Genomic DNA, 22,408 nt, shown 5'->3' on the forward strand with positions numbered 1-22,408 from the left:
CGGTCCTTGAAAAAGGGTATCTCGGATCGGGCAATATCGGGCGCAATACCACAATTATCCGGTCGAACTACCTGCTTGAAGGCAACAACCCGTTTTACGAATTCTCGATGAAGCTGTGGGAAGGGCTGGAACAGGATTTCAATTTCAACGCCATGGTGTCCCAGCGCGGGGTGATCAATCTGTATCATTCCGACGCGCAGCGAGATGCCTATACCCGGCGCGGCAATGCCATGCGCCTGCACGGGGTCGATGCTGAGCTTCTTAACCGTGACCAGCTGCGTGAAAAGCTGCCATTTCTGGATTATGAAAATGCGCGCTTTCCGATCATGGGCGGGCTGATGCAGGCCCGTGGTGGCACGGTGCGCCATGATGCGGTGGCATGGGGTTTTGCGCGCGGCGCCGATCAGAACGGTGTCGATATCATCCAGAATTGCGAAGTTACCGCGATTGACCGCGATGGCGATCAGATCACCGGTGTTCAGACCACGCGCGGGGCGATCAAATGCAACAAGCTCGCCATGGCGGTGGCAGGCAGTTCAAGTCATGTGGCGCGGATGGTCGATATGCGCCTTCCCATTGAAAGTCACGCGCTTCAGGCCTTTGTGTCCGAGGGGCTGAAGCCGTTTATCGATACGGTCGTCACATTCGGGGCCGGGCATTTTTATGTGTCGCAGTCTGATAAGGGCGGGCTGGTATTTGGCGGCGATATCGAAGGCTATAATTCCTATGCCCAGCGCGGGAACCTTGCCTGTGTCGAACATGTGGCCGAGGCCGGAATGGCGATGATCCCGGCCCTGTCGCGGGTGCGCATCCTGCGCAGCTGGGGCGGGATCATGGATATGAGCATGGATGGATCCCCGATCATGGATCGTACCCATCTTTCCAATCTCTATTTCAATGGTGGCTGGTGCTATGGCGGGTTCAAGGCAACCCCGGCATCGGGATATTGCTATGCCCATTTGCTGGCAACGGACACGCCGCATGAAACCGCAACCGCATTCCGCATGGACCGGTTTGCGCGCGGATATCTGCTTGATGAAAAGGGCGTCGGTGCCCAGGCCAACCTGCACTGATTGTCGCAAAAGGAATTTGGAAATGAGCAGTCTTGTCAAATGTCCCCATTGCGGCCTTCGCCCCCGTGAGGAATTTACCATCCGTGGTGAGGTCGCAACCCCGCGACCACATGCCGGTGCAGATGAAGGCACCTGGTTTGATCATGTCTATCTGCGCGACAATCCGCGCGGCCAGCATCGGGAATACTGGCACCATTCCGGCGGATGCCGTCGCTGGCTGGTTCTGGATCGAAACACTGTGACCCATGAAACCGGCGACGTGGTTGATGCCAGTACCCTGAAGACGGAGGGGCAGGCATGACCAGTTTCCGGATTGATAGCGGCACCCTGATTGACCGTGATGATGTGCGCAGTTTTACCTTTAATGGTGAAAAGCTTGCTGGCTTTGGCGGCGATACGGTTGCGTCCGCGCTGCTTGCCAATGGCAAACAACTGGTCGGGCGCAGTTTCAAATATCATCGTCCGCGCGGCATCCTGACCGCCGGGGCGGCGGAACCCAATGCGCTTTTGACCATCGGGCGTGACGGGCGGCGTGATCCCAATACGCGTGCGACCATGGCCGAACTGTTTGACGGGCTGGAAGCCAGATCACAGAATTGCTGGCCGAATGTGAATTTTGATATCGGCGCGATGAATGGTCTGTTGGGGCCGCTTTTGGGGGCGGGGTTCTATTACAAGACATTCATGTGGCCTGCGGCATTTTGGGAAAAGGTTTATGAACCCCTGATCCGCAAGGCCGCCGGTCTTGGTCGGGCAAGCTATGATCCCGATCCCGGCTATTACGAGAAATGCTGGGCGCATTGCGATGTGCTGGTCATCGGTGCCGGGCCAGCCGGACTTGCCGCCGCCCTTACGGCCGGTCGGGCCGGGGCACGTGTGATCATTGCCGATGAAGGGGCTCAGCTTGGCGGCGGGATGCTGGCCGAGGGCGGTTTGATCGGGGATAAAGCAGCCGACGCGGTTCTGGCCGATATTGTTGGCGAGCTTCATGCCCTGCCCAATGTCGAGATCAGGAAACGCACCACCGTTTTCGGTGCCTATGATGATCAGGTCTTTGCCGCGGTCGAACGCGTGCAAAAGCATCTGCCAGAACAGGCGATCAATCCGGATCGGGCGATGGAACGGCTTTGGCGTATTGTCGCCGGGCATGTCATTCTGGCGACCGGGGCAGAAGAACGCCCGATTGTGTTTGGCGGTAATGATCGCCCCGGCGTGATGACGGCAGGTGCGATGCGCACATACCTTAATGCCTTTGGTGTTGCACCGGGCAAACGGGTGGCACTGTTTGCCAATAACAATCAGGCCTATCAGACCGCGATTGATCTTGAAGCGCGCGGGATCGAGGTTGCCGCGATCATTGATCCGCGCAGTTGCCCGGATATTGATTTTAACGGCAAGGCGCGGCTGATTGCCGGGGCCATGGTTCGTGATACTGCCGGACGCCGTGCGATCAAGGCCGTCACGGTCCGTCATGATGATGGTCGCGACGAGGTGATTGCGGTGGATGCGCTCGCAGTTTCGGGAGGCTATAGCCCGATTGTTCATCTGGCCTGTCATCGCGGGGCAAAGCCGGTCTGGTCGGATGAGTATGCCGGTTTCATGCCGCCGGAACAGTGCGACGGCATGGTGCCCGCCGGTGCGGTGGCAGGGTGTGAAGGCGTTGTTGCCTGTTTCGATGCCGGGGCAAAGGCCGTGCTGCCGGTTCTGGACGGTCTTGGATTTGGTGCGGAACCAGTCCGTCTTGCCGGGGTGGAAGGTGTCACTGCCAGTGCGCCCAACACGATGGCGATCTGGTCCGTACCATCAAGCAAGGGTAAGGCATTTGTCGATTACCAGAACGATGTGACGGCGGGTGATATCAATCTTGCGATGCGCGAGGGATATGATCATGTCGAGCTTGCCAAGCGTTATACGACAAACGGTATGGCGACCGATCAGGGCAAGACATCGAATGTGAATGCGATTGGTATTCTTGCGCAAAACAAGGGGGTTACGCCCGGCGACATCGGCACCACCACATTCCGCCCGTTCTATACGCCGGTGTCGTTCGGTGCGCTTGTTGGTGCGTCCAAGGGGTTTGAATTCCAGCCTGTACGCAAATCGCCGCTGCATGGTTGGGCTGCGCGCAACGGGGCAAAGTTTGTTGAAACCGGGCTTTGGTACAGATCAAGCTGGTTCCCGAAAGACGGCGAGACATTCTGGCGCGACAGTGTGGATCGTGAAGTCCTTAATGTGCGCGAAAATGTCGGTATTTGTGATGTTTCGACCCTTGGCAAGATCGAGATTTTTGGCGCAGATGCGGCAGAGTTCCTTAACCGGGTTTATTGCAATGCGTTCCTGAAATTACCGGTCGGCAAGGCGCGCTATGGCATCATGCTGCGCGAGGACGGCTTTGTGTATGATGACGGCACGACGAGTTGTTTGGCCGAAAATCATTACTTCATGACCACCACAACCGCCCTTGCCGCCGGTGTTCTGACCCATCTTGAGTTTTGTGCGCAAGTTTTGTGGCCCGACCTTGATGTGCGTTTGGCTTCTGCCACCGATCAGTGGGCGCAGATGGCGGTTGCCGGACCAAAGGCGCGTGATGTTCTGGCGCAAATCATTGATGACGACATTTCCAACGAGGCGTTCCCGTTCCTTGCGGCGCGTGAAGTGTCGATGTTTGGTGGGCGGCTTAGGGGCCGGTTGTTCCGTATTTCGTTCTCGGGCGAGCTTGCCTATGAAATCGCGGTTCCGGCCGGATTTGGCGAAAGCGTTGCCGATGCCATCATGGTGGCGGGCGAGGCATTCGGTATCGCGCCTTATGGTACCGAGGCACTTGGCGTGATGCGGATTGAAAAGGGCCATGTCACCCATGCCGAAATCAACGGCACGGTGACGCCTGCCGATCTGGGCATGGGGCGGATGGTTTCAGCCAAGAAGGATGATTTCATCGGCCGGGTGATGAACCTGCGCGAAGGTCTTGTTGATCCGATGCGCCCGGCACTGGTCGGGGTCAAGCCGAAATCACCAAGTGATAAATTCGCGACCGGATCGCATATCCTGAAAATCGGGGATGCGGTCAGCCTTGCCAATGATCAGGGCTATGTGACGTCGATGTGTTATTCGCCAAGCCTTGGTCATGCCATTGGTCTTGCCCTGGTAAAGGGCGGGCCTGAACGATATGGCGAGGAAGTCGTGATCTGGAACGGGCTTGCCGGGGCCAGCATCACCGGTGTCATTTGCAATCCGGCCTTTGTCGATCCAGAGAATGAGAAGCTCCATGCGTGATTTCCTGCTTAATAATGTCTCGCCGTTCCCGGCCAAGGCCGATGCCAACGGCCATGCAGCGGTGCATATCGCACCGATTGCCACGGGATTTGTCACTCATGTTCTGGGTAAGGGCAATGCCAAGGCAGATGCGGCGCATCTGACCAAGCTGATTTCAGATATTGCACCGGAACTTGGCGCGACACTTCGGTCGCCATCGCCAGGGCAATGGTTCTGGGTCGGGGATTGTGATGTATCCCAGGGCCGCTTTGCCGAAATAAGCGGCCAGATACCCGGTGAATATGCGATTTCGGATCAGACCCACGGGCGGGTGCGGATCATGATTTCCGGCCCGCAGGTGCGCGATGTTCTGGCAAAGGGCGCGATGATTGATCTTGCTGATGGTGTCTTTGTGGTCGGCGCATCGGCGATGACCCAGATCGGGCATATCGGGGCGATGATCACGCGGACCGATGATGATTGCTTTGAAATCATGGTGCTGCGAAGCTTTGCGGTCAGCCTGTGGCATGAGCTTCATCAGATGGCCGCCGAGTTCAACGGACCGCATGCAGGCTAGGGAGAGTGGTCTTGTCGTGATGGGTGGTTACGTTTTTTGACCATGAACCCTTGTGATGTCGTATTCAGGGCATAACTGATTGGACATAAAGATCAAAACAAGGAGGACGATTGCGATGACAAAGCTGAATGTGACCACACCGGACGGTTCGTTTGAGGCCTATGTGGCCATGCCTGCCACGCTTCCGGCACCGGTTGTTGTGGTTATTCAGGAAATCTTTGGTGTGAATGCGGTGATGCGCGGCATTGCTGATGATTATGCCAAGCAGGGCTATATAGCGGTTTGTCCGGATCTGTTCTGGCGGATCGAGCCGGGCATCGATATTACCGACAAGTCCGAGGCCGAATGGAAGCAGGCCTTTGGCTATTATCAGGCATTCAATGTCGATAAGGGTGTTGAAGATATTGCGGCAACCATGAAAGCCGCACGCGGTATTGAGGGGGCCAATGGCAAGGTCGGGGTTGTTGGCTTCTGCCTTGGCGGGTTGCTGACCTTCCTGTCGGCAACGCGGACCGATGGTGATGCCTTTGCGGCCTATTACGGGGGCGGCATGAATAATTACATGGCTGAAGCCGATAACATCAAAAAGCCGCTGATCGTGCATCTGGCAGGCAATGATGAATATATCCCGGCCGAGGCACAGGAGGTCATCAAGGAAGCGCTTGGTGATCATCCATTGACCGAGCTTCATATCTATCCGGGCCGTGATCATGCCTTTGCCCGCAAGGGCGGGGCGCATTATGACGCGGCCGATGCCGAAACCGCCAATGGCCGCACGGCGGAATTCTTTGAGGCCAATCTGGTCTGATCGCAAGACCAACGGGCCGAAACGACAAAGGGCTGCGATATTCGCAGCCCTTTTTATATGCGCAAGGTCTGTGCCGGTTACTTGACGAGAACGGCAAGCAATTTATCAAGAAACACTTCGCAGCGCCCCAGCTGATCAAGTTCGATGAACTCGTCGGGCTTGTGCGCCTGTTCGATATTACCCGGACCGCAAACCACGGTCGGAATATCGCCCATCGCGGAGAAGACCCCGGCTTCGGTGCCAAAGCTGACCTTGCCGGTGGTGTTGGCGCCGGTAAGCGCCATGACCAGTTTGGTGACTTCCTCGTCATCGCCGGTGGCAAGGCCTGGCATATCGGAAACCACTTCGATCTCGACCCCGACATCGTCATAGGTCTCGCGCATTTCCGGGATCAGGACCGTGTCGAGATAGTCAAAAATCTGCGCCTTAAGCGCATCGCGGTCATCATTGGGCAGATTGCGGAACTCGAAATCGACAAAGCAATTCTGCGGAATGATGTTCAGCTGCGTGCCGCCCTTGATCACGCCGGTATGGAAGGTGGTGTGATTGGGGACAAACTCGTCATCATGCGGGCCTTCGTCGCGGCATTTGCGGCCAAGCTTGCGCAGGAAGACCACAAATTCCGAGGCGAATTCAACAGCGTTAACACCTTCGCCCGGAAGCGATGAATGCCCGGACCGACCGGTGAAATGCGCGCGGGCGGAATATTTGCCCTTATGCTGGGTGATGACCTTCATCTCGGTCGGTTCACCTACAATGCACATGGCGGGTTTGCGGGGCAGGTTATTGATTGCCTCAACCAGACTTGGCACGCCCAGACAGCCGACTTCCTCATCATAGGTGAAGGCCAGATGGATCGGTACGCGCAGATCGGCATTCTTGAAGGTCTCGGCCTTGGCCAGAAGGCAGGCGAGGAAGCCCTTCATATCGCAGGATCCGCGGCCATAGAGCTTGCCATCGCGAATGTCGATCACATAGGGATCAGATGCCCAGTTCTGTCCCTCGGTCGGGACAACGTCGCTGTGCCCGGACAGGATCACGCCGCCACTCACTTCTGGCCCGATGGTGGCATAGAGATTGGCCTTGCTGTTGCTTTCGTCACGCACAACAAGGGTTTCATAGCCAAGCCCGTCGAGAAAGGCTTTGACCTCTTCGATCAGGGCCATGTTCGGGGTCATGCTGACAGACGGGTGGGCAATCAGTTTGCGGCACCAGTCGATGGTGTCTTGTGACGGTGCAAGTGCGGCGGTGGTCATTCGACGAATTGTTCCTTAAGGATACGCTCTTCAAGATTATGTTCGGGATCAAACAGAAGCTTGATCTTCATGTTGCGATCTTCGCGGATCTTGACATGGGAAACATCGCGAACCTCGGTATAGTCGGCGACGGCCGATACCGGGCGCTTTTCCGGGTTTTCGATGGTAAACACAACTTCGGCCCCGTGCGGCAGCAACGCACCACGCCAGCGACGCGGGCGAAACGGGCTGATCGGGGTTAAGGCCAGCAATCCACTTCCCATCGGCAGGATCGGGCCATGGGCCGACAGGTTATAGGCCGTACTGCCCGCAGGTGTGCAAACAAGCGCGCCATCGCAAACCAGTTCGGCCAGACGTTCCACCCCGTCGACCTTGATGCGAAGCTTGGCAGCCTGACGGGTTTCGCGCAGAAGCGAAACCTCGTTAATGGCAAGCGCACACAGGCTTTCGCCAGAAACGGTGTGGGCTTCCATCTGAAGGGGGTGAAGTTCGACAGTCTGGGCCTCGGCAATGCGATCGGTCAGGTCCATCTCGCGGAATTCATTCATCAGGAACCCGACCGTGCCGCGGTTCATGCCATAGATCGGCACCTTGCGGCCCATATAGCGGTGCAGGGTTTCAAGCATGAAACCATCGCCACCAAGGGCGACAATCACATCGGCCTTGTCGGGCGCAATGTGGCCATATCGATGTTTCAGCCGATACATCGCATCCTGTGCGATTTTGGTTTCGGCCGCGACGAAGGCGATGGAATCAAGCTGCATCTGCTATCCGACGTGTCATTGGGGCGCGCCCGCGTTCGGGCATTTCCAACAATAGAGTATGCTTTGCATTGAATTGCAAGGGGCTGCGTCATCGATATGATCACACAAAGCATTCAATATACTGGCAATATACAGGCAGTCAGGTTGACCTTGGCCGGAAAAGAGAGGAACCTGAAACATAACAGCATTTCACATCAGATCGGCGCAATGTCCAAAGAACCTTTCAGTATCTCTGCTGCCCTTTCGCGGATCACCCGCCCGGATGATCATTATGATGAGGGCACGCTTGAAGTCGATGAAAGCATGGAGCTTGAAGAGCTGGCAAACGGCGCGCTTGTGCCCAAGCGGGTCCGCGATCCCGATCTGACGCGGCAGAAGCTTCTGGATGCCGCCTTTGGCGAGGTCCGCCGGGCCGGATTTGGCGGCGCATCGATTGCCAATATCCTTGATGTCAGTGGCTGTACCAAGGGCGCGCTTTATCACCATTTCGCGGGAAAGGCCAAGCTGGTCAATGCCGTGATCGAGGAATGCCTGCCCGGTTATGTCGACGCGGTCTGGCTTGCCGAACTTGAAGATGTCGACGATATCCTGCCTGTCATGATGGCGCAGGTTGACCGGCTGGGCCGCGAAGATGCCCCCGAACTGCTTGAAGGTGGCTGTCCGCTGGCGCGGCTGGCATCAGGGGCGGGGGAGCTTGATGAAGGGCTGCGCAAACGCATTGACGGGGTTTACCGGTACTGGCGGCGCGGTTTGGCGTCCCATCTTGGCAAGGCGCAATTTAACAAGACTGTCCGCACCGATGTCGAGCCCTCGGCGGTGGCGGAATTCATGATCGCATCCCTGCACGGTTTCCTGACCCGCCCGCCTGCCTTGCGCAATCGCGAAACCCAGGATGCCTTTGCCCGCGAATTTGCCCGTTATCTGAATAATTTGCGTCCGGTTGCCTAGGGCGCGTAGTGGGCGTTCACATTGGTAAATATTTTGAGATATCCTCATTAAACAAATTAATTGTGTTGTAAAAGAATTATTGACATTTTTCTGGGGGTGATTACATCTGTTTCACAGTTATTCGAATATAGTGAATTATGGAGACAGGCCCCATGCGCTCTCTTATCGTTTCTGCAGTTGCGGTTGTGGCATTTGCCTTTGCTGGCAGCGCAGCCCAGGCTGAACGCCTGACGGAAAAGCCCCTGGTTGATGCCAACTGGGTTGAGGCAAATCTTGATAACCCGTCACTGGTTGTTGTCGATATCCGTTCGCTGACCAAAGAAGGCAGCCCTTATGATGCCGGTCATATTCCGGGGTCGGTCTATGCGCCTTATGGCAAGTTCGGCTGGCGTGCAAAGGTCGACAATGTTGTCGGCATGTTGCCGCCGCTTGATGTGATCTCAAACCGGATCGGATCGCTTGGTATCGATAATGACAAACAGGTTGTTGTGGTCCCGGCCGGTGAGAACAGCTCGGATTTCGGTGCGGCGACCCGTGTCTACTGGACATTCAAGGTTCTGGGGCATGACGCCGTGACCATTCTTGATGGTGGCCAGCGTGCATGGCTTGCCGCAGGCAAGGCTGTTTCGACCGATGCGGTTGCACCGGCAATTGTGGCCTTTAATGCCAATTTCCGCCCGGAACTTCTGGCGACCGCTGATGATGTGGCCAAGGCGCGCGATAATGGTGTTGCCCTGATCGATGCGCGCCCGGTATCGCAGTATAAAGGTGAAACCAAAAGCGGTGTGGTTGCCCGTGCCGGTGCGGTTCCCGGTGCCAAGAATATCGCGCAGTCGGAATTCTATAGCGATAAGGACGGTGCCTTTGTCGCGTCTGACGTGATTGAAGAGCTGGTTGCTGATGCCGGTGTCGCCAAGGATGCCAAGGAAATCACCTATTGCAATACCGGTCACTGGGCATCGGTCGCGTGGTTTGGCCTGTCCGAAGTGATGGGCAACAAAAACACTGCGATGTATGATGGTTCCATGACCGAATGGGCCGCTGATCCGAGCCGCGAGATGGTCATTCCGCAGTAAGCCCGGACGTCTATCGGCCTTTCAGGCAATATCATTCGGACGGAACCGGGGTGATCCCGGTTCCGTTCGTGTTTGAAGATTTCATTTAACGTTACTGAGCGTCACCATGTCAGAAACGACACTTAAAGTTCGCCCGGATGCTTCGGGTTTTGACTTTGACAAGGGACCGGCCGCGATTACGGCGGTCTTGTTTGTCATTGTCGGCATCGCAATTGCGCAGGCCGTGGATCTGCATCAGGCCGTTCTTTATGGCCTTGGCGGATTGCTGGGCATTTCCCTTTATCATGCATCATTCGGTTTCACCGGTGGCTGGCGGCGTTTCTCGGTCGAGAAGCGTGGACGCGCCATGCGCGCGCAGCTTTTGATGATCGCGGTCGCGGCGGCGGCCTTTATTCCGATGCTCGCCCTTGGCAGTCCGCTGGGCAATCCGATTGTCGGGGCGGTGGCGCCGGTCGGGACATCGGTTCTGGTGGGGGCCTTTTTGTTTGGCCTTGGCATGCAGCTTGGCGGCGGATGCGGGTCCGGCACGCTGTTTACCGTTGGTGGTGGCAGTACGCGCATGTTGCTGACCCTTGTGTTCTTCATCATCGGGGCGGTGATCGGTACGGCGCATTTGCCGATGTGGCTTGAATTGCCAGCCCTGCCGCCGATGAGCTTGGGACGTGAATTTGGTGTTGGCGGCGGACTTGCCGTGACCTTTGGTGGTCTGGCATTGGTAGCGCTGATTACGGTGATTGTTGAAAAGCGTGCGCATGGATCACTTGAAGCAACGCCCAAGGCGCCGCGTGCCGGTTTGGCGCGCCTGTTCCATGGCCCCTGGCCGCTGGTCTGGACCGGTTTGCTGTTGGCGGGGCTTAATATCGCGACACTTCTGATCGCCGGTCATCCATGGTCGATTACGTTCGGTTTTGGTCTTTGGGGCGCGAAAATCGCCCAGGGCATCGGCATTCCGGTCGAGACCTGGGAGTTCTGGAACTGGGCCGGTCCGGCCAAGGCGCTTGGCAATTCGGTTCTTGAAGACAATACGTCGGTGATGAATTTCGGCATTGTGATTGGTGCGGCCTTTGCTGCTGCCCTTGCCGGTAAATTCGCGCCCAAGGTTTCCGTGCCGATGGCATCGCTTGTGGCGGCGGCAATCGGCGGGATTTTGATGGGCTATGGCGCGCGTCTGGCGTTTGGCTGCAATATCGGTGCGTTCTTTAGCGGCATCGCATCGGGCAGCGTGCATGGCTGGCTGTGGTTTGTGCTGGCCTTCGCTGGCAGTTGGATCGGTATCGCCCTGCGTCCGGTCTTTGGGATGGATGGGTTCCGGAAATGAGCGAGAAAAACACATTTCTGTTTGGTGCGGTATTCCTGGCTGCGACCGGTGGTGTCGCGCTTGATCACTACAGCCATACCGCCAATATCCCGGCAATCTCCAACCCGGCAATCTCTAACCCGGCACCGGCAAGGCTTCCGGCAGCAGGCGCAAATCCGTGCGCAGCCAATCCTTGTTCTGCGAACCCGTGTGGCGCAAATCCGTGTGCCGCCAATCCATGCGGCGCGGGTTACAACCCCTGTGCGGCGGGATATAATCCCTGTGCTGCCAACCCGTGTGCGGCCTATAACCCGTGCGGGGCGGCAAATCCCTGTGCGGCGCGCCTCAATCCGCGCAATCTCGGGAATCCTTGCGCGGCCGCCAATCCCTGCGCTGCGTACAACCCGTGCAGTCTATGTAGTCCGTGCAGTGCTGGCAATCCATGCGGGGCAGGGGCAATGAACCCGTGCTCGGCAAACCCCTGTGCCGCCTATAATCCTTGTGGTGCTGCCAATCCGTGTGCGGCTCATAACCCGTGCGCCGCATCGCCTTGTGCGCCAGCACCGGCTGCTAATCCATGTGCCGCTTCAAACCCTTGTGCAGCCTATAATCCGTGCGGGGCAGCGAACCCCTGTTCGGCGAACTGATATTTTCTATTTTCTAACCCTCTGGAAAGATCTATCGTTTCCAGAGGGTTAGGAGAAATGCTGTTGGCGAATAAAAAGTGGACTGATGACGAGCGATATGCTGCGCTGAAGCTTTATTTTGAGCTTGAGTTTGGTCAGTTCCATGCCCGGAACAAGAATGTCATTCAGCTTGCAGAGATATTAGGTCGGACGCCAGGCTCAATCGCCATGAAGCTTGGGAATTTTGCGAGCCTAGATCCTACTCTTGATCGCGGAGGATTGAAAAATGTCAGTGCCGCAGATCGAGAGTTAATGGCGCGCTTTCATAATCAGCCCGCGCGTGTGATTGACGATATTGAAAGAGCTGTTGACCGGGTCGAATATCAAATCAGTTCAGATCCCACGTCGTTTCAGGCGGATAAAAATCAAGTCGGATTCAGAGACCAAGAAATCGGATTCGATGTATCCGGTAGGGCGACGACGGTTATGCGTGTCCGGGAAGAGCGTTTAAACCAAGGATTCTTTAGGCGCGCGGTTCTATCTGGATATCATTTCCAGTGTTGTGTCTGTCGCATGAAGTTTGTGCGTCTATTAGAGGCGGCGCACATCAAGCCTCACCATCAAGATGAAACGTATCGATTGCGACCGGACAATGGTTTGTCGCTATGTCGTAACCATCACAAGGCGTTTGATGAGGGGTACTGGACGCTTGGGAGTGGCTTTTCTATTGAGCTTGATCCAAGGCTGCACAAGTTAGGAAGGCATGATCAGGCTATAAATGACCTACTGATCGTGCATGAGGGGCGGCAAATTGAACAACCCTTTCGCTACCTCCCTTCAGCGGAAGTAATTGACTGGCATCGAGAAAATACATTTGCGAAAAACGAGCCGGTGTTAGGGAAGGAGTGAGGGAAGATTGCGCCTAATATGTCGTGACCTTTATAGGTCAGCGCGCAAATCTGCCGGGCCTGTTTGCGTAAAACGCGGGGCTGTAACAAATATGGCGTTTGACAAGCTGGTAAAACTCTGCGCATGGTGTCGCAGATATTTGATCGCTCCAGAAGCGTAGAGGGGATGAAAGTCCCCCACTGTTGAGTGATTGACCTAAGAACGCATTGAAGTGTCCAGCTACGCGGGTACTTCCAGAACTGCAAGGCGCAGACCTGATTACTAAATTTCACCGGGCATTGTCCCAGCTGTCTGCAGCCTCCAATTTACGAGTTACCCTTATTTGACCCAGTTTTCCGAACTCGGCCTGGCCGAGCCGGTCCTTCGCGCATTAGCGCAAGAAGGCTATGACGCGCCGACCCCTATTCAGGCGCAGTCCATTCCGTCCCTACTTCAAGGTAAGGACCTGCTTGGTATCGCTCAGACCGGTACCGGCAAGACGGCAGCTTTCGCGTTGCCGATTCTTGATCGTCTTTCCAAAACCGAAGGTCGTACACCCAAAGGTGCTTGCCGTGTGCTCGTGCTGGCCCCGACGCGCGAACTTGCTGCGCAGATCGGTGACAGTTTCCGTGCCTATGGCCGTTTCCTCAATGTCCGCGTTGCCGTGGTCGTTGGTGGTGTTGCGCATGGCCCGCAGATCAAGGCCATTACGCCCGGCGTGGAAGTGCTTGTGGCGACGCCTGGTCGTTTGCTTGACCATGTCGATAGCGGCAAGCTCAGCCTAAAACATGTTGATGTCGTCGTGCTTGATGAAGCCGACCATATGCTTGATCTTGGCTTCTTGCCGCCGATCAAGCGCATCATCAAGATGTTGCCGCGTGAGCGTCAGAACCTGTTCTTCTCGGCCACCATGCCGACCCAGATCGGTCAGCTTGCCGGTGATATGCTTTCAGATCCGGTCAAGGTTTCCGTGACCCCGGTTGCGACCACGCAGGAACGCGTTGAGCAGTCTGTTTATCTGATCGAGCGTACCCGCAAGCGTCAGCTTCTGGCAGAGCTTCTTGATAATCCGGCTTTCAAGCGTACCCTGGTCTTTACCCGCACCAAGCGCGGGGCTGATCGTGTGGCGCGTCATCTTGAAGCCAACAAAATCAGTGCTGCAGCCATTCATGGCAATAAAAGCCAGAACCAGCGTGAGCGTGCCCTGAATGCTTTCAAGGACGGTCAGATTGGTGTGCTTGTCGCAACTGATATCGCCGCACGCGGTATTGATGTTGATGGCGTGACCCATGTCGTGAACTTCGAACTCCCAAATGTGCCGGAAAGCTATGTTCACCGTATCGGCCGTACGGCCCGTGGTGGTGCAAGCGGAACCGCAATTGCGTTCTGTGATGCCGAAGAGCGCGGTTTGCTGCGCGATATCGAAAAAACCACGCGTCAGTCGATCCCTGTGATTGATCGCCGTGATGCCAAGGCTGCTGCCGAGATGGAAGCAGAATCCGAAGAAGCGCGCGAAAGCAACCGTGGCCGTCGTGGTAACGGGGGCAATGGTGGCGGTCAGTCGCGTGGAAACGGTGGTCGCCCCGCCAATGGTCGTGGTGGTCGCCCCGCCAATGGTCGTGGCGGTCGCAATGATCGTGAGGGCGCGCGCGCAGCAGCACCGCGTCGTGATCGTGACGATGCCCAGAAATCTGCCCAGCGTCGTGATGCTGAAGGCAACAGAAATACCAATGCCGGTCCGGCCGGGGGGGCTGAAAAGGCCCCGGTAAATCCGGCACTGGAAAAATCCAAAAGCCGTTACAAGGGCGGGCTCAAGTCCAAACCTGCAAACGGTCGTGGCAACAGCGCAGAAAATGCAGCTGGCCAGAATGACGGTCGCAAGCGCCCGGTCAAACGTGTGGATTCCAATGGGAACCGTCGTGACCGTGCGCAGGGTGACAATTCAATTTCTTCCGGTCTGTCCTTTATGGGCAGCACCGAGGAACGCCGCGCGAATGGCAACGGGGGCAATGGCGCCCGGAACGCCAGACCGCAAGGCAAGCGCGGCGGTGAAAACCGCAACCGCAATCAACGTGGCCCACAGTCTGGCGGGCAGCCGGGCGGTGCAGGTCGCGCCAACTCTTCTGGAAAACAGTTGCGGCGTGAACGCGCCTGATTGTTTTCCGAACTCTTATAGGCGCACCCACGCGGGGTGTGTCGTAACGCCAATCAATACTCGATAGGAGATTTAAAGATGGCAACTGGTACCGTTAAATGGTTCAACGCAACTAAAGGTTTTGGTTTCATTCAGCCGGACGAAGGCGGAAATGACGTATTCCTGCACATCAGCGCTGTTGAACGCGCTGGCATGGGTCACCCGCAGGAAGGCGACAAAATCAACTACGAACTGCGCACCGATTCCCGTTCGGGTCGCGTTTCGGCTGATGATCTGACCGCTGCCTAATTCGGCTTGCCATTCCTTGTGATTGGCACCGTATTAACGAAGCCCCCATCTGCGCAAGCAGGTGGGGGTTTTGTTTTGGCCAGATGGCAGAATGTCCGGCAATTTACGGGCGCAAAAAGGCGATCTTGGCGCGGGTCGCGGCACTTAGAACATGGAAATGCATGGCGTCGCGCGCGCCTGACGGGTTGTGTTCGCGCACATAGCGCAAAACCTGTTCATGTTCGGCAAGCGGGGCGGCAATGGCCTTTGCATTGGCAAAGGGCAGCATCTGGTTTTCATGGATGATCTGGGCTGCGGGGTGCATGGCCCTGGCGAACATCGGATTGCCTGACGCCACAAGCAGGATTTCATGAAATTCCGTATCGGCAGTGGCCGCAGCAATCAGGTCATCCGCCGAAAGGGCAGTGCGCATATCGGCAATGCTGGCCTCGAGCGCGTTCAGGTGGTCCTTGCTGCGCATCTGGGCGGCGAGGCCCGCGACATAGGGTTCGATCGCCAGTCGGAACTGATAGACCTGCCCGGCCTGACGGTTGCGGTCCTGTCCCATCGGCGGCTGGTTCTGGCGGTCGGTGATGTATACGCCCTTGCCAGCATGAATATGGATCATGCCCAGCGCTTCGAGGGTTGCAAGGGCTTCGCGCAGGCTGGTGCGGCTGATGCCGAGCTCGGATGCGAGGCTGCGCTGGGCCGGGAGCGAGTCACCTGCTTTTAGGCCCTTGTTTTTAATCAGATTTCGAATGTCTCGCGCCGCGCGTTCCGGGGCTGTTTCGCTGCGTGCCATGAATTTCCCTGTCTCTGGTCAGACCAGTTTAACTGATTCTTATATTCAAAAAGTGCGGATTTTTAGCGGGTTTTCGTTGTCCTTCAGCTGAGGTTACGCTGAGGAAAAAAATATTCATAGACAAAAGTTCAAAAAATGTGCAGCTTCAAATTCAGGTTAAAAATCGTGCATTAAAAATTCAGAAAACTCTCAGACAGACGGGTAGAGGCTCATGAAACAATTCTTCAAAACGGCGATTGCGGCCGTCGCTATGCTTGCCGCACCGCTTGGTGCAGCATCGGCTGGTGCACTTGATACCATTGCCGAGGCGGGTGTTCTCAAGGTTGCTGTTCCGCAGGACTTCCCGCCATTTGGTTCGGTCGGCACCGATATGCAGCCAAAGGGTTATGACATCGATATGGCGGCCCTGATTGCCGAGGAGCTTGGTGTGAAGCTCGAACTGGTTCCGGTGACCTCTGCCAACCGTATTCCGTATCTGACCACCGGCAAGGTTGATCTTGTGATTTCAAGTCTGGGCAAAAACCCGGACCGTGAAAAGGTGATTGATTTCAGTGCGCCTTATGCCCCGTTCTATAACGGCGTTTTCGGTCCGGCGGATTTCTCGGTCGAGAAGGCTGCGGATCTTGCGGGCATGTCGGTTGGCGTGACCCGTGGTGCGATTGAAGATCTTGAACTGACCAAGATTGCGCCGGCAGATGTCGATATCAAACGCTATGAAGACAATAACGGCACGATTTCGGCGTTTCTGTCCGGTCAGGTTGACCTGATTGCGACCGGTAACGTCACGGCAGCAGCGATCATTGAACGCAACCCGCCGCGCAAGCCGGAGCCGAAATTCCTGATCAAGAATTCGCCATGCTATGTCGGCCTGAACAAGGAAGAACCGGAATTCATGGCCAAGGTCAACGAGATCATTGCTGCGTCCATGACCGATGGCCGTCTGAATGCGATTGCCGAAAAGTGGCTTGGCATTCCGCTTCCGGAAAAGCTCTGAGCTTCCGGTTCGGAATTCGGTTGGCTAACCTGACGGGATCGTTGCAGATCAATGGCTTATAAATTCGACTTCGGCGCCATCGTGCCGCATTGGGAACTTCTGGTGGACGGGGTCATCCTGACCACGGAACTGACTGTGATCGGGGCGGTGATCGGGGTTGGACTGGGGATCATGGGGGCGTGGGCGCGTGCGTCGCGCGCCCCGGTGATCAGCCAGATTGTCGGCATCTATGTCGAGCTGATCCGTAACACACCGTTTCTGGTGCAGCTGTTTTTCATCTTTTTCGGGCTTCCCGCCCTTGGCGTGAAGCTTTCAGAATTTCAGGCCGCAGTCCTGGCGATGATCGTCAATCTTGGGGCCTATTCGACTGAAATCGTCCGGGCGGGTATTCTGGCCATTCCGCAAGGGCAGATTGAAGCTGCCCAAAGTCTTGCGATGAACCGGGTGCAGATTTTCCGTTATGTCGTGTTGTTACCGGCACTCAAGAAAATCTGGCCAGCCCTTTCGAGTCAGATCGTGATTGTGATGCTGGGATCGTCGGTCTGTTCACAGATTGCCGCCGAGGAGCTGACATTTGGCGCGAACTATATCCAGGCGATCAATTTCCGGGCCTTTGAAGTCTATTTCGTGGTGACAGGTTTGTATCTTGTGATGTCGATCCTGCTTCGGATGGGGTTGAAGGTTTTGGGCAACTTCCTGTTTGAACGGCGGCGTCATGTCTGAATTTACCCTGTGGGATATTGTTTATAACCTGCTGCTTGCGGCGCGCTGGACGGTGTTGCTGTCATTGACGGCATTCGTTCTGGGCGGGCTTGTCGGGTTGCTGCTTTTGATGGTTCGGACGGCGGGCAATCCGTGGGTGGTGCGACTGGTGCGCGCTTATGTCGAGCTGTTTCAGGGCACCCCGCTTTTGATGCAGCTTTTTATCGTGTTTTTTGGCTTGCCGCTGATCGGGCTTGATGTATCGCCCTGGGTTGCTGCGACACTCGGATTAACGCTGTTTACCAGTGCGTTTCTGACCGAAATCTGGCGCGGATGCGTTGAATCGGTTGGCAAGGGCCAGTGGGAAGCATCCGCCAGCCTTGGCATGAATTTCACCCAGCAGATGCGCTATATCGTGTTGCCACAGGCCTTGCGCATTGCCATTCCGCCAACGGTCGGTTTCTCGGTACAGGTCGTCAAAGGGACGGCTGTGGCGTCGATTATCGGGTTTGTCGAACTGACCAAGGCCGGGACCATGATCACCAATGCGACCTATGCGCCGTTCACGGTCTATGGCTGTGTCGCGGTGATGTATTTCCTGATTTGTTATCCGCTTTCGCTGTTTGCCCGTCATCTGGAAGGAAAGTTCCGCAATGTCGCTCGTTGAATTGCATGCCATCCATAAAAGCTTTGGCGCGCTTGAAGTCCTTAAGGGCATTGATCTTGCGATTGATGAGGGGCAGGTCATCGCCCTGATTGGCAAAAGCGGATCGGGAAAGAGCACGCTTTTGCGTACGATCAACGGGCTTGAGGTAATTGATGACGGTGTCATCATGGTAGATGGCAAGAAGATCAGTGAACGCGACACAGACCTTTTGGCGCTTCGGCTTCAGGTCGGCATGGTGTTTCAGCAGTTCAATCTGTTCCCGCATTACACCGCCCTTGAAAATGTGATGTTGTCCCCGCAGGTTGTCAAAAAGCAGTCAAAGGCCGAGGCGAGGGCCATTGCCGAGGAAATGCTGACCAAGGTCGGGCTTGCCGACAAGATGATGCATTACCCCGATCAGCTTTCCGGCGGGCAGCAACAGCGCGTGGCGATTGCGCGTGCGCTTGCCATGAAGCCCAAGGTTCTTTTGTGTGACGAGGTGACATCGGCCCTTGATCCGGAACTGGTCAATGAAGTACTGGCGGTTGTCCGCCAATTGGCCGAAGAAGGCATGACCCTTGTCATGGTGACCCATGAGATGCGGTTCGCGCGCGAGGTCTGTGACAAGCTGGTCTTTATGCATCAGGGACGCATTCATGAAACCGGCGATCCCGAAGAAGTCTTTTCCAATCCCAAAACACCCGAACTTTCGAGCTTTGTCGGCGGGCTGGCCTGATCAGGGAAATTGCATTCCTGTGATGGTTTTGTGACATCTTTGGCGCAATGCGCAGAAAGATTTCGCTATTTTTGGTTGAATCGCTAGAACGGTCCCTTGATATCGCCACCGATGACAAGGACGTGACTGTGATGCGCGACGGGATCGCAAGCCCTGAAGATAATGGAGACAAGCCGGTGATGAGCGCAATGCTTGCCCGGCTGGATCGTTATCCTTTTCTGGTGTTGGGATTGTTGCTGATCGGGGCGTTTTCCACCAGCTGTGTCGCCCCGCTGACCGGGCTTTATGTGGTTGAGGGGCTTGGCGAGCCGCCCTGGAAAACCAGCCTTGTCGCCATTGTTCAGGTCTGTGTGACCCTGTTGACCAATCGGGCCTATGGGCGGGCGATTGATCGCGGTGTGCCGGTCAGGTTTCTGGTGATGCCCAGCATCATCTGTTTTGCCATCGGGATGGTGATGCTGGGCACGTTTCAGGTTTACTGGGTGTATCTCGCGATTGTGTCGGTGTTGCTTGGCATCGGGGCTGGTGTGCTGTCGGTAATGTATTCGTTTGGTCGGCTGTTTGCCGAACAGACCGGGCGCAATATCGCAAAGTTTAACGGTCTTTTGCGGATCCAGACGTCGCTGGGCTGGATGGTCGGGCCTGCTGTGTCGCTGACGGTTTTCGGGGCTTATGGCTTTACGGTGACCTATTACGCGATTGCCGCAATCGCGGTGATCTGGTTTGCGATCTGTCTTTTGGTGGTGCCGGCAAGTTTCAAGACGCATCATCCCGGAAGCCGTGATCCCAATGTCAAAATACCGTTCAATCCGGGGCTTTTGATTGCCTGTATTCCGGTGTTTTTCATTGGTGCTGCCAATGTTGTCTTTATCTCGGCCATGCCGCTTTATTTCTCGACCGAGCTTGAATTGTCGCCGTCCGCAGCCGGGTTTGAATTCACCGTGAAATGCCTTGTTGAGGTGGTGGTGATTTATTTCTGTGCGTCGCTGATCCGCAAGGTGGGGGAGCGCAGGGGAATGCAGATTGCCGCAGTGCTGGGAGTTGTCTTTTTTGCTGCGATCTACAATGCGACCAGTCTGGCCGATGTGCTGGTTCTGGCCGCACTTGACGGGCTTTATTACGGGATATTTGCCGGGATCAGCATGACATTTGTTCAGAACTTCGCCCCGGAACAGCCCGGCGTTGCCACCAGCTATTATATGAGTTCGCTGTTTGTCGGCGGGCTGATCGGCAATCTGATGACCGGGCTTGTTGCCAGTGCCTTCGATTTTCAGACGACAACGCTTTTTGCCTGTGGCTTTGCCGCGATCGGGTGTCTGGTTCTGTCGGTGATGAGAGATGCCAGCCATTCCGAAAAGGCAAAGACAGCATCATGAAGATGGCTTGACTTTCATCGCGTCCCGGCGATGATCGCGCCATGTCAGAACAAAGCCAAAATATACGCCCGCGTTTGTTTGTGGATGCCGATGCCTGTCCGGTAAAGGCGGAGTGCGAACGTGTGGCTGAACGTCACCGGATCGAGATGATCCTGGTGTCAAACGGTGGCATACGCCCGTCGCGCAATCCGTTGATCAAAATCGTGATTGTCCCGCCCGAGCCCGATGCTGCTGATGACTGGATCGCCGAAAATGCACGCGCGCGCGATGTGATCGTCACCAATGATATTCCGTTGGCGTCACGCGGGCTTGAGATCGGGGCGCGGGTTCTTAAGGCCAATGGTCAGGAATTCACCGAAGCCAATATCGGCAATGCACTGGCCGGGCGCGAAATAGCCGCCCATATGCGCGAAGTCACCGGTGAACAGGGGCGCAATGCGTCCTTTACCCAGAAAGACCGGTCGAAATTTTCAAGCGCGCTTGAAGTTCTGGTGCAGGCCGTGCTGCGCGGCTGAGCTGCTGCCATATTCCACCATCATCCCGAAATAAAAGCAGGCCGCCGAACATGTGTCCGGCGGCCTGCACACAGGTCCTGATTTGTCAGGGAACGCACGACAAATCAGGCTTCCCCCCTGCGTAACTCGAAATCAACCGGGCAGCTTGCGGCCCGGTTGATCGTGCCTGGCGGCTTAGAACGGGTAGTGACGTTTGCCGCTCTGGATGGTGATCCAGCGCATTTCGGTGAATTCGTCGATCGACGCCTGGGATCCGAAACGGCCATAACCCGATGATTTCACACCGCCAAACGGCATTTGTGCTTCGTCCTGAACGGTCGGGCTGTTGATGTGGCAGATGCCGCTTTCGATGCGCTTGGCGACTTCCATCGCACGCGGAATGTTGGTCGAGAAGACCGCAGACGACAGGCCATATTCGCTGTCATTGGCGATGCGAACGGCTTCGTCTTCGTTACCTGCACGAATAACAACACAGATCGGGCCAAAGCTTTCCTCGGAATAGATCTTCATCGCCGGGGTAACATGGTCAAGAAGGGTTGCGTCCATCAGAACGCCGTCCTTGGCCTTGCCTGTCCCCGCAACCAGTTTTGCACCCTTGGAAACGGCGTCTTCGACCAGTTCCTCGATGCGGTTGATTGCTTCAACGCTTACAACGCCACCAAGAATGTGCTCGGCCTTGGCCGGGTCACCTGCGGTCAGCGTTTTGGCCTTGGCGGCCAGTTTGGCCACAAATTCATCGGCAACGGCATTGTCAACGATCAGACGTTCGGTCGACATGCAAATCTGGCCCTGGTTCATATAGGCACCAAAGGCTGCACCATTGACGGCTTCTTCAAGGTCGGCATCGTCAAGAACGAGGAACGGAGCCTTGCCACCCAGTTCCAGAAGAACCGGTTTAAGATGCTCTGCACCCAGTTTCGCAATGATGCGACCAACACGGGTTGAGCCGGTGAAGTTGATGCGACGAACTGCCGGGTGGGCAATCAGGGCTTCAACGATTTCCGGAGCATCTTCGGGCGCGTTGGTGACAACGTTGACGACACCTTCGGGTGCACCTGCCTCGACAAGGCATTCCCCGATCAGGCGATGGAGGGCCGGGCAAAGTTCGGACGCCTTGAGAACGACGGTGTTGCCACATGCAAGCGGCATGGCAATCGCGCGCGTGCCCAGAATGACCGGTGCGTTCCACGGTGCAATACCCAGAACAACCCCAACCGGCTGACGGACACCCATCGCCATCAGGCCCGGATGATCAGACGGAATGATGTCGCCGGTGATCTGGGTGGTCATGGCACCGGCTTCGCGGAGCATGTTGGCTGCAAGATGGGCGTTAAAACCACCCCACATGCGCGTGCTTCCGGTTTCATCAAGAACAAGCTGACCGAACTGGTCACCCTTGGATTCCATGATGTCGGCAGCCTTCAGCAGGATCTTGCGGCGTGCGCCCGGGCCCATCTTGGACCATTCCGGGAAAGCGGCAGCGGCGGCATCGGCAGCCTTGCGAGCATCGGCGGCGTTGGCGGCAGCGGCAATGGTTGCAGTTTCGCCGGTGACAGGGTTTTTGCGCTCAAACGTGCGGTTGTTCGAGGCGCTTACATCCTGGTTTCCGATCAAAAGTTTTGCATTATTCATGGCGTTTCTCCTGACTTT

Annotated in this window: 22 protein-coding genes; 18 read left to right on the forward strand and 4 right to left on the reverse strand. The window is 56.2% G+C overall.

Going from position 1 to position 22,408, the window contains the following annotated elements:
- The 5 genes from TH30_RS16560 to TH30_RS16580 all read left to right on the forward strand — a co-directional run.
- On the forward strand, nucleotides 1–1,073 hold a 1,073-nt coding region (locus TH30_RS16560; protein ID WP_114099218.1), incomplete at its 5' end, for a sarcosine oxidase subunit beta family protein.
- A 22-nt stretch (nucleotides 1,074–1,095) separates the two neighbouring features.
- The gene (locus TH30_RS16565) at nucleotides 1,096–1,374 is read left to right on the forward strand and encodes a sarcosine oxidase subunit delta (RefSeq protein WP_114099219.1); all 279 of its coding nucleotides are present in this window, start codon (nucleotides 1,096–1,098) and stop codon (nucleotides 1,372–1,374) included.
- A complete protein-coding gene (locus TH30_RS16570) occupies nucleotides 1,371–4,346 on the forward strand; it encodes a sarcosine oxidase subunit alpha family protein (protein ID WP_114099220.1) in 2,976 nt (991 codons plus the stop codon). The genes TH30_RS16565 and TH30_RS16570 overlap by 4 nt, the downstream gene beginning before the upstream one ends.
- Nucleotides 4,339–4,902: a sarcosine oxidase subunit gamma gene (locus TH30_RS16575; protein WP_181850348.1), complete on the forward strand. Its 564-nt coding sequence runs from the start codon at nucleotides 4,339–4,341 to the stop codon at nucleotides 4,900–4,902. Before TH30_RS16570 ends, TH30_RS16575 begins: the two co-directional genes overlap by 8 nt.
- Nucleotides 4,903–5,017: 115 nt before the next feature.
- Nucleotides 5,018–5,710, forward strand: a complete 693-nt coding sequence (locus tag TH30_RS16580; protein WP_114099222.1) for a dienelactone hydrolase family protein — start codon at nucleotides 5,018–5,020, stop codon at nucleotides 5,708–5,710.
- Between the two features lie 77 nt (nucleotides 5,711–5,787).
- Here the strand turns inward: TH30_RS16580 and argE are convergent, their stop codons facing one another.
- Both argE and TH30_RS16590 read right to left on the reverse strand, forming a co-directional pair.
- Nucleotides 5,788–6,966 carry an acetylornithine deacetylase gene (argE, locus tag TH30_RS16585; RefSeq protein ID WP_114099223.1) on the reverse strand — a complete coding sequence of 393 codons (1,179 nt, stop codon included), beginning with the start codon at nucleotides 6,964–6,966 and terminating at the stop codon, nucleotides 5,788–5,790.
- Nucleotides 6,963–7,730, reverse strand: coding sequence for an NAD kinase (locus TH30_RS16590; protein WP_114099224.1), 768 nt, complete (start codon nucleotides 7,728–7,730; stop codon nucleotides 6,963–6,965). Before TH30_RS16590 ends, argE begins: the two co-directional genes overlap by 4 nt.
- Nucleotides 7,731–7,937: 207 nt before the next feature.
- Between TH30_RS16590 and TH30_RS16595 the strand changes: the two genes are divergently transcribed.
- The 7 genes from TH30_RS16595 to TH30_RS16625 all read left to right on the forward strand — a co-directional run bounded on the left by TH30_RS16595 (nucleotide 7,938) and on the right by TH30_RS16625 (nucleotide 15,008).
- Nucleotides 7,938–8,678 carry a TetR/AcrR family transcriptional regulator gene (locus TH30_RS16595; RefSeq protein ID WP_114099350.1) on the forward strand — a complete coding sequence of 247 codons (741 nt, stop codon included), beginning with the start codon at nucleotides 7,938–7,940 and terminating at the stop codon, nucleotides 8,676–8,678.
- Nucleotides 8,679–8,830: 152 nt separating this feature from the next.
- A complete protein-coding gene (locus tag TH30_RS16600) occupies nucleotides 8,831–9,754 on the forward strand; it encodes a sulfurtransferase (protein ID WP_114099225.1) in 924 nt (307 codons plus the stop codon).
- A gap of 106 nt (nucleotides 9,755–9,860) precedes the next feature.
- Entirely contained in the window at nucleotides 9,861–11,072 is a 1,212-nt protein-coding gene (locus TH30_RS16605) for a YeeE/YedE family protein (RefSeq protein WP_114099226.1), read from the forward strand.
- Nucleotides 11,069–11,698, forward strand: coding sequence for a hypothetical protein (locus TH30_RS22155; protein WP_181850373.1), 630 nt, complete (start codon nucleotides 11,069–11,071; stop codon nucleotides 11,696–11,698). The genes TH30_RS16605 and TH30_RS22155 overlap by 4 nt, the downstream gene beginning before the upstream one ends.
- A gap of 63 nt (nucleotides 11,699–11,761) precedes the next feature.
- On the forward strand, nucleotides 11,762–12,586 hold the full coding sequence (locus TH30_RS16615; protein WP_181850350.1) for an HNH endonuclease: 825 nt from the start codon (nucleotides 11,762–11,764) through the stop codon (nucleotides 12,584–12,586).
- A gap of 322 nt (nucleotides 12,587–12,908) precedes the next feature.
- Complete coding sequence (locus TH30_RS22635) at nucleotides 12,909–14,720, forward strand: DEAD/DEAH box helicase (protein ID WP_114099228.1); 1,812 nt, start codon at nucleotides 12,909–12,911, stop codon at nucleotides 14,718–14,720.
- Between the two features lie 78 nt (nucleotides 14,721–14,798).
- Nucleotides 14,799–15,008 (forward strand): cold-shock protein, encoded by a 210-nt coding sequence (locus TH30_RS16625; protein ID WP_008892034.1) that lies wholly within the window; start codon nucleotides 14,799–14,801, stop codon nucleotides 15,006–15,008.
- 103 nt (nucleotides 15,009–15,111) lie between these two features.
- Here the strand turns inward: TH30_RS16625 and TH30_RS16630 are convergent, their stop codons facing one another.
- On the reverse strand, nucleotides 15,112–15,789 hold the full coding sequence (locus tag TH30_RS16630; protein ID WP_114099229.1) for a FadR/GntR family transcriptional regulator: 678 nt from the start codon (nucleotides 15,787–15,789) through the stop codon (nucleotides 15,112–15,114).
- A 211-nt stretch (nucleotides 15,790–16,000) separates the two neighbouring features.
- On the opposite strand from TH30_RS16630, the gene TH30_RS16635 reads away from it, so the two are divergent.
- The 6 genes from TH30_RS16635 (at nucleotide 16,001) to TH30_RS16660 (ending at nucleotide 20,758) form a co-directional block, all read left to right on the forward strand.
- Nucleotides 16,001–16,783 (forward strand): transporter substrate-binding domain-containing protein, encoded by a 783-nt coding sequence (locus TH30_RS16635; RefSeq protein ID WP_114099230.1) that lies wholly within the window; start codon nucleotides 16,001–16,003, stop codon nucleotides 16,781–16,783.
- Nucleotides 16,784–16,834: 51 nt separating this feature from the next.
- On the forward strand, nucleotides 16,835–17,506 hold the full coding sequence (locus TH30_RS16640; protein ID WP_114099231.1) for an amino acid ABC transporter permease: 672 nt from the start codon (nucleotides 16,835–16,837) through the stop codon (nucleotides 17,504–17,506).
- Nucleotides 17,499–18,152 (forward strand): amino acid ABC transporter permease, encoded by a 654-nt coding sequence (locus TH30_RS16645; protein WP_114099232.1) that lies wholly within the window; start codon nucleotides 17,499–17,501, stop codon nucleotides 18,150–18,152. Before TH30_RS16640 ends, TH30_RS16645 begins: the two co-directional genes overlap by 8 nt.
- The gene (locus tag TH30_RS16650; protein ID WP_114099233.1) at nucleotides 18,139–18,867 is read left to right on the forward strand and encodes an amino acid ABC transporter ATP-binding protein; all 729 of its coding nucleotides are present in this window, start codon (nucleotides 18,139–18,141) and stop codon (nucleotides 18,865–18,867) included. Before TH30_RS16645 ends, TH30_RS16650 begins: the two co-directional genes overlap by 14 nt.
- Before the next feature lie 71 nt (nucleotides 18,868–18,938).
- Nucleotides 18,939–20,243, forward strand: coding sequence for an MFS transporter (locus tag TH30_RS16655; RefSeq protein WP_258548765.1), 1,305 nt, complete (start codon nucleotides 18,939–18,941; stop codon nucleotides 20,241–20,243).
- 41 nt (nucleotides 20,244–20,284) lie between these two features.
- Entirely contained in the window at nucleotides 20,285–20,758 is a 474-nt protein-coding gene (locus tag TH30_RS16660) for a YaiI/YqxD family protein (RefSeq protein WP_114099234.1), read from the forward strand.
- Nucleotides 20,759–20,932: 174 nt separating this feature from the next.
- Here TH30_RS16660 and TH30_RS16665 read toward each other — a convergent pair whose 3' ends face one another.
- The gene (locus TH30_RS16665) at nucleotides 20,933–22,390 is read right to left on the reverse strand and encodes an aldehyde dehydrogenase (protein WP_114099235.1); all 1,458 of its coding nucleotides are present in this window, start codon (nucleotides 22,388–22,390) and stop codon (nucleotides 20,933–20,935) included.
- Nucleotides 22,391–22,408 lie beyond the last annotated feature (18 nt).

The organism is Thalassospira profundimaris, from assembly GCF_003326795.1.
GTDB lineage: Bacteria > Pseudomonadota > Alphaproteobacteria > Rhodospirillales > Thalassospiraceae > Thalassospira > Thalassospira profundimaris_C.

What these genes read in the sequence shown, in the direction of transcription:
- TH30_RS16580 (WP_114099222.1), top strand. Translation starts at nt 5,018, where the DNA reads ATGACAAAGCTGAATGTGACCACACCGGACGGTTCGTTTGAGGCCTAT.
- TH30_RS16595 (WP_114099350.1), top strand. Translation starts at nt 7,938, where the DNA reads ATGTCCAAAGAACCTTTCAGTATCTCTGCTGCCCTTTCGCGGATCACC.
- TH30_RS16605 (WP_114099226.1), top strand. Translation starts at nt 9,861, where the DNA reads ATGTCAGAAACGACACTTAAAGTTCGCCCGGATGCTTCGGGTTTTGAC.
- TH30_RS16565 (WP_114099219.1), top strand. Translation starts at nt 1,096, where the DNA reads ATGAGCAGTCTTGTCAAATGTCCCCATTGCGGCCTTCGCCCCCGTGAG.
- TH30_RS16570 (WP_114099220.1), top strand. Translation starts at nt 1,371, where the DNA reads ATGACCAGTTTCCGGATTGATAGCGGCACCCTGATTGACCGTGATGAT.
- TH30_RS16575 (WP_181850348.1), top strand. Translation starts at nt 4,339, where the DNA reads ATGCGTGATTTCCTGCTTAATAATGTCTCGCCGTTCCCGGCCAAGGCC.
- TH30_RS16635 (WP_114099230.1), top strand. Translation starts at nt 16,001, where the DNA reads ATGAAACAATTCTTCAAAACGGCGATTGCGGCCGTCGCTATGCTTGCC.
- TH30_RS16590 (WP_114099224.1), bottom strand. Translation starts at nt 7,730, where the DNA reads ATGCAGCTTGATTCCATCGCCTTCGTCGCGGCCGAAACCAAAATCGCA.
- TH30_RS16650 (WP_114099233.1), top strand. Translation starts at nt 18,139, where the DNA reads ATGTCGCTCGTTGAATTGCATGCCATCCATAAAAGCTTTGGCGCGCTT.
- TH30_RS22155 (WP_181850373.1), top strand. Translation starts at nt 11,069, where the DNA reads ATGAGCGAGAAAAACACATTTCTGTTTGGTGCGGTATTCCTGGCTGCG.
- TH30_RS16625 (WP_008892034.1), top strand. Translation starts at nt 14,799, where the DNA reads ATGGCAACTGGTACCGTTAAATGGTTCAACGCAACTAAAGGTTTTGGT.
- TH30_RS16660 (WP_114099234.1), top strand. Translation starts at nt 20,285, where the DNA reads ATGTCAGAACAAAGCCAAAATATACGCCCGCGTTTGTTTGTGGATGCC.
- TH30_RS16600 (WP_114099225.1), top strand. Translation starts at nt 8,831, where the DNA reads ATGCGCTCTCTTATCGTTTCTGCAGTTGCGGTTGTGGCATTTGCCTTT.
- TH30_RS16640 (WP_114099231.1), top strand. Translation starts at nt 16,835, where the DNA reads ATGGCTTATAAATTCGACTTCGGCGCCATCGTGCCGCATTGGGAACTT.
- TH30_RS16630 (WP_114099229.1), bottom strand. Translation starts at nt 15,789, where the DNA reads ATGGCACGCAGCGAAACAGCCCCGGAACGCGCGGCGCGAGACATTCGA.
- argE (WP_114099223.1), bottom strand. Translation starts at nt 6,966, where the DNA reads ATGACCACCGCCGCACTTGCACCGTCACAAGACACCATCGACTGGTGC.
- TH30_RS16665 (WP_114099235.1), bottom strand. Translation starts at nt 22,390, where the DNA reads ATGAATAATGCAAAACTTTTGATCGGAAACCAGGATGTAAGCGCCTCG.
- TH30_RS16645 (WP_114099232.1), top strand. Translation starts at nt 17,499, where the DNA reads ATGTCTGAATTTACCCTGTGGGATATTGTTTATAACCTGCTGCTTGCG.